Below are 6,961 nucleotides of genomic sequence, written 5' to 3'. Positions count from 1 at the left end.
TTGAAGATGGACGGGTCCTTGGTCCAGGCGTCGCAGATGGCTTGGAATGGGGTTCGCCACTTCAGCGCCTTGAGGTGCGTGGCGAAGTTGTAGGCTTGGACGAAGGCAAGGACGTGGGCCTTGAGCGCGTCGAGGCTGGGATCGTGGAAGGCCTTGATCGTGGCGTCCTTGACCGTACGGTTCATCCGCTCCGCCTGGCCATTCGTCCAGGGGTGGTAGGGGTTGGTCAGGCGGTGCTCGATGCTGTTCTCGTCGCAGACGCGCTCGAAGATATGGCCCACCCAGCGCGCGGTTGCCCCGTCGCGGTACTTCGGCAGATCGGCGAAGGCCATGCCGTTATCGGTCAGCACGGTGTGGATCCGATAGGGGAAGGTCTCGACGACCTCGCGCAGGAAGGCGGCACCGTTCATCGTGGTGTTGGCGTTCAGGAAGGCGACGTGGGTGAGTTTGGACACTCGGTCGATGGCCAAGAACATGAAGAGCTTTCCCTCGGCGAGGCGTAGCTCACAGACGTCGATATGGACGTAGCCGATCGCAGTCTCGGCGAAGCGCTGGCGCTTCGAGGTCTTCTCCTCGTTATGCGGCAGGCGAGAGATGCCGTGCCGCACCAGGCAGCGATGTAGCGCGCTGCGGGACAGCGTTGGGATGGTTTCGCGGAGGCAGCCCAGGATGTCATCGAGCGGCAGCAGGGTACGCCGGCGGCACTCGACGACGATCGCCTCCTCCGCTTCGGTCAGGACGGAACTGCGCGGCTGGCGCGGGCCCATGGCGGCATCGGCCGTACCCGTCCGGCTCCGCCACTTGGCGACGGTCTTCGGGTTCAGCCCGTAGCGCGAGGCCAGGGCGCGGGTGCTCGCTTGCGACGCTTGGAACTCGGCTCGAACACGCGGCGTCGTTCTGGCTAAGCCATGAAGACCTGCTGCCACAGCGCATCCTCCCCCTCGCGGGTCAAAGATGCACCACTACTCCCGGGGACTGAACACCTGGGTGTCGTTGCTATGGAGGTTGTCCCTCCGGGGCTGAGTTGGTTGGCTGTGGTTGCGAGGCCATGCACCAAGGGCGTTCGCACCCTGGTGAGCACGCCGCGATCGCGCCGCGGGCGATATGGCGAAAAATCACTGAACTTCGCCCTGGCCGACAGCGCGCCCCTTCGTCCAGCGCAGCGTTGTTCGACGTCATCGCTGAGATGACTGCCAACGCCTCCGGCGTGGCTTCAACCAGGCAGCAGCAAGGGGGCGCCGCTGGCCCCGCCCGCCGACACCCATCTCGCCCCGCGCCCGGGCTACAGGATGAAATCCACCGCGGCGAGAGCGGTCGTGCTCGTCACCAAAATTCGGAAATCCGCCGTGCCGTCGCCGTTCACATCGAAGCCGACCGTGTGCGTGGTACCGGCAGTGCTGATCGAGATCTGTCCCGCCACCTGGCTGAAAGCCCCTGCGGCCAGAACGAAGGCCTGGTCGTTGGCGATCGCTACATTCGCATCAATCAGGCTGACATCGATGCGGTCCCCGTCGGAGCGAGAAAAATCAAGGATCTGGTCGCTGGCAGTGACCGAAGTATCGGCAGATTGGGCAAAGCGGAAGATGTCGGCACCCGTTCCACCCTTGATCTGATCAGCGCCCGCGCCGCCATCGAGCACATCATTGCCTGCGCCGCCATCGACCGTATCATCGTGGTTGCCCGTAGTATCAGCACCCCCATAACCCGAAAAGCTATCGCTGGAGGCCGAACCCACGAAATTGAAAGAGGCGATACTGCTAGATATCACCTCCCATAATCCCCCGCCCGTGGCGGCCGCGAGATTCACCTCTACAGAGTATTGATACGCGAAATCTCTCAGGATAACCGTGCCGGCATTGCTGGTGCTGGCTGTGGCAGTCCAGTCGCCACCATTCGTAGCAACGGCCGTGGCGCCGGCCGAGACGACCAGCACATCTGCGCCATTGCTGAAATCGGTGATGCTGTCAGTGCCGGCACCGATGGTGAAGGTATCGACACCAGCGCCGCCGGTCAGCACATCATTGCCCAGACCGCCATCGAGCTCATCATTGCCCGCACCGCCATCGAGCGTATCATTGCCTGCGCCGCCATCGACCGTATCATCGTGATTGCGCGTAGTATCAGCGCCCCCATAACCCGAAAAGCTATCGCTGGAGGCCGAACCGACGAAATTGAAAGAGGCCACACTGCTAGATGTCACCTCCCATAATCCCCCGCCCGTGGCGGCTGCGAGGTTCACCCCTACGGAGTATTGATACGCAAAATCTCTCAGGATAACCGTGCCGGCATTGCTGGTACTGGCTGTGGCAGTCCAGTCCCCACCAGTCGTCGCAAAGACCGTGGCGCCGGCCGAGACGACCAGCACATCCGCCGCGCTAAGGCCGGCACCACCAGGACCTGGGCTGTTGATGCTGTCCGTGCCGGCACCAACAATGTACACGTCGTTGCCCAAACCGCCGTCGAGCCTATCATTGCCGTTACCACCGGTCAGCGTATCCGCGCCTGTGCCGCCGATGAGGGTATCGGCATTAGCTGAGCCAGCTAGGCTGACGCTAGTGCCATTGCCCGCATTGGTGACCGACCAGCCATTGGCGCCGGCCGCGGCGCCAAGGTCCACCGCGAAACCCGCAGCGCTGAGGCTGGCCATGCCGGCGTTGCTGCTGCTGGCGGTGGCAGTCCAGGCCGCACCCAGCGTGGCATTGGCCGCGGCGCCGGCCGAGACCACCAGCAAATCCGCCCCGTTGCCAAGATCGGTGATGCTGTCAGTGCCGGCACTGATGGTGAAGGTATCGACACCCGCGGCGCCGGTCAGCGTATCAGCGCCCGCACCGCCATCGAGCCTATCATTGCCCGCGCCGCCCGATATCGAGTTATCCCCGCTCGATCCAGTCAGGCTGTCAGCGCCGCTGCCGCCGAGGAGGTTTTCAAAGTTGCTGAGCACGTCGGTTCCGGCGCCAACGGTGTTCTGCGCGGTGGTCAGCGCCAGGCTGACAGTGACGCCCGCAGTTGAACTGCCGTAGCTGGCGGTATCCAGGCCGGCACCACCGTCGAGGGTATCGGCGCCAGCGCCACCGATCAGTGTATCGGCATTGGCCGAACCGGTCAGGCTGACGCCGGTGGCATTGCCCGCGTTGCTGACCGACCAGCCATTGGCGCCGGTCGCGGCAGCAAGGTTCACCGCGTAGCCGGCGGCGACGAGGTTGGCCGTGCCGGCATTGCTGCTGCTGGCCGTTGCAGCCCAGGCCGCAGCCAGCGTGGCATTGCCCGTGGTGCCGGCCGAGACCACCAGCACATCCGCCCCATTGCCGAGGTCGGCGATGCTGTCGGTGCCGGCAACAATGGTGAAGCGGTCTGCCCCCGCGCCGCCATCCAGCGCATCATTGCCAAGGCCGCCATTGAGGCTATCGGCGCCAGTGCCTCCGATCAGCGTGTCGGCATTGGCCGAGCCGGTCAGGCTGACGCCAGTGCCATTGCCCGCATTGCTGACCGACCAGCCATTGGCGCCGGTCGCGGCAGCAAGGTTCACCGCGTAGCCAGCAGCGACGAGGCTGGCCATGCCGGCGTTGCTGCTGCTGGCCGTTGCAGTCCAGGCCCCACCCAGCGTGGCATTGGCCGTGGCGCCGGCCGAGACCACCAGCATATCCGCACCATTGCCGAGATCGGTGATGCTGTCAGTACCGGCACCGATGGTGAAGGTATCGACACCCGCGCCGCCGGTCAGCACATCATTGCCCAGACCGCCATCGAGCTTATCGTTGCCCACACCGCCGTCGAGCGTATCATTGCCCGCACCGCCATCGACCGTATCATCGTGGTTTCGCGTAGTATCGGCGCCCTTGTAACCCGAAAAGCTATCGCTGGAGGCCGAACCGACGAAATTGAAAGAGGCCACACTGCTAGATGTAACCTCCCATAGTCCCCCGCCCGTGGCGGCCGCGAGGTTCACCTCTACGGAGTATTGATACGCAAAATCTCTCAGGATAACCGTGCCGGCGTTGCTGGTACTGGCTGTGGCAGTCCAGTCCCCACCAGTCGTCGCAACGGCCGTGGCGCCGGCCGAGACGACCAGCACATCCGCAGCGCTAAGGCCGACACCACCAGGACCTGGGCTGTTGATACTGTCAGTGCCGGCACCGACGATGTATACGTTGTCGCCAGCACCGCCGGTCAGCGTATCATTGTCCGCACCGCCATCCAGCGTATCATTGCCCGCGCCGCCATCCAGCGTATCCGCGCCGCTGCCGCCGGTCAGCGTATCCGCGCCTGTGCCGCCGATGAGCGTATCGGCATTGGCCGAGCCAGTCAGGCTCACCGAAGTTGCATTGCCGGCATTGCTAACCGACCAGCCACTGCTGCCGGTCGCGGCGGCCAAGTCCGCCGCGTAGCCGGCAGCGACGAGATTTACGATACCGGCATTGCTGCTGCCGGCGGTGGCGGTCCAGGCCTCACCCAGCGTGGCATTGGCCGTGGCGCCGGCCAAGACGACCAGCACATCCGCCCCACTAAGGCCGGAACCAGCAATATCTGAGCTATTGATGCTGTCAGTGCCGGCACTGACGGTGAAGGTATCGCCCCCCGCGCCGCCGGTCAGCACATCATTGCCCAGACCGCCATCCAGCGCATCATTGCCAAGGCCGCCATCGAGGCTATCGGCGCCAGTGCCACCGATCAGCGTGTCGGCATTGGCCGAGCCAGCCAGGCTGACGCCGCTGGCATTGCCGGCGTTACTGACCGACCAGCCATTGGCGCCGGTCGCGGCGCCAAGGTCCATCGCGAAACCCGCGGCGGTGAGGCTAGTCATGCCGGCATTGCTGCTGCCGGCGGTTGCAGTCCAGGCCGCAGCCAGCGTGGCATTGGCCGTGGCGCCGGCCGAAACCACCAGCACATCCGCCCCGTTGCCGAGATCAGTGATGCTGTCAGTGCCGGCACTGATCGTGAAGCTGTCCGCGCCCAACCCTCCATCGAGCGCATCATTGCCCAATCCGCCATTGAGGCTATCGGCGCCAGTGCCACCGATCAGCGTGTCGGCACTGGCCGAGCCAGCCAGGCTGACGCCAGTGCCATTGCCCGCATTGCTGACCGACCAGCCATCGGCGCCGGTCGCGGCGCCAAGGTCCACCCCGAAACCCGCGGCGGTGAGGCTGGCCGTGCCGGCATTGCTGGTGCCGGCGGTGGCAGTCCAGGCCTCACCCAACGTGGCATTGGCCGCGGCGCCGGCCGAGACCACCAGCACATCCGCCCCATTCCCGAGGTCGGTGATGCTGTCGGTGCCGGAACCGATGGTGAAGGTATCGCCCCCCGCGCCGCCATCCAGCGCATCATTGCCTGGGCCGCCACTGAGGCTATCGGCGCCAGTGCCTCCGATCAGCGTGTCGGCATTGGCCGAGCCGGTCAGGCTGACGCCAGTGCCGTTGCCCGCATTGCTGACCGACCAGCCATTGGCGCCGGTCGCGGCGCCAAGGTCCACCGCGAAACCCGCGGCGGTGAGGCTTGGCGTGCCGGCATTGCTGCTGCTGGCGGTCGCAGTCCAGGCCGCAGCCAGCGTGGCGCTGACCGCGGCGCCGGCCGAGACGACCAGCACATCCGCGCCATTGCCGAGGTCGGCGATACTGTCGGTGCCGGCACCAATGGTGAAGCTGTCCGCCCCCGCGCCGCCAGCCAGGCCATCATTGCCCGCTCCGCCATTGAGGCTATCGGCGCCAGTGCCACCGATCAGCGTGTCGGCATTGGCCGAGCCAGCCAAGCTGACGCCAGTGCCATTGCCCGCATTGCTGACCGACCATCCATTGGCGCCGGTCGCGGCAGCAAGGTTCACCGCGTAGCCAGCAGCGGTGAGGCTGGCCGTGCCGGCATTGCTGCTGCCGGCGGTGGCAGTCCAGGCCGCAGCCAGCGTGGCATTGGCCGTGGCGCCGGCCGAAACCACCAGCACATCCGCCCCGTTGCCGAGATCAGTGATGCTGTCAGTGCCGGCACTGATCGTGAAGCTGTCCGCGCCCAACCCTCCATCGAGCGCATCATTGCCCAATCCGCCATTGAGGCTATCGGCGCCAGTGCCACCGATGAGGGTATCGCCCTTGGCCGAACCGGTGAGGCTCACCGCAGTTGCATTGCCGGCGTTACTGACCGACCAGCCATTGGCGCCGGTCGCGGCAGCAAGGTTCACCGCGTAGCCGGCGGCGGTGAGGCTGGCCATGCCGGCATTGCTGCTGCCGGCCGTTGCAGTCCAGGCCGCAGCCAGCGTGGCGCTGACCGCGGCGCCGGCCGAAACCAACAGCACATCCGCGCCATTGCCGAGATCGGTGATGCTGTCGTTGCCGGCACCAACGATAAAGGTATCGCCCCCCGCGCCGCCAGCCAGCGCATCATTGCCTGCGCCGCCATTGAGGCTATCGGCGCCAGTCCCACCGATCAGCGTGTCGGCATTGGCCGAGCCAGTCAGGCTGACGCCAGTGCCATTGCCAGCGTTGCTGACCGACCAGCCACTGCTGCCGGTCGCGGCGGCCAGGTTCGCCGCGTAGCCGGCGGCAACGAGGTTTGCGGTGCCGGCATTGCTGCTGCTGGCGGTGGCAGTCCAAGCCTCACCCAGCGTCGCATTGGCCGTGGCGCCGGCCGAGACCACCAGCACATCCGCTCCGCGAAGGCCGGAACCAGCAATATCTCGGCTATTGATGCTGTCAGTGCCGGCATCGACGATGTATACGTCATTGCCGACACCACCCTCGAGCGCATCATCGTCTGCACCGCCGGTCAGCGTATCATCGCCCCCACCACCGGCCAGCGTATCATTGCCGTCACCACCGGTGAGCGTATCATTGCCCTCACCGCCGGTCAGCGTATCTTCGCCCGCGCCGCCATCAAGCGCATCGTTGCGAAGACCGCCATTGAGGCTATCGGCGCCAGTGCCACCGACCAGCGTGTCGGCATTGGCCGAGCCGGTCAGGCTGACGCCAGTGCCATTGCC

The 6,961-nt window shown here is 65.7% G+C and carries 1 protein-coding gene and 1 pseudogene; both read right to left on the bottom strand.

The window, feature by feature from the left end; all coding sequences use genetic code 11:
* Nucleotides 1–926: IS481 family transposase (locus BM041_RS29560; protein ID WP_092963661.1), on the bottom strand; the 926-nt coding region annotated here is incomplete at its 3' end.
* Between the two features lie 356 nt (nt 927–1,282).
* Nucleotides 1,283–6,961, bottom strand: a pseudogene (locus tag BM041_RS32020) (hypothetical protein); the annotation flags it as partial.

It is taken from the genome of Falsiroseomonas stagni DSM 19981, from assembly GCF_900114315.1.
GTDB lineage: Bacteria > Pseudomonadota > Alphaproteobacteria > Acetobacterales > Acetobacteraceae > Falsiroseomonas > Falsiroseomonas stagni.
The sequence above is the reverse complement of the archived record's forward strand: the minus strand, read 5'-3'. Positions and strand labels throughout refer to the sequence as shown.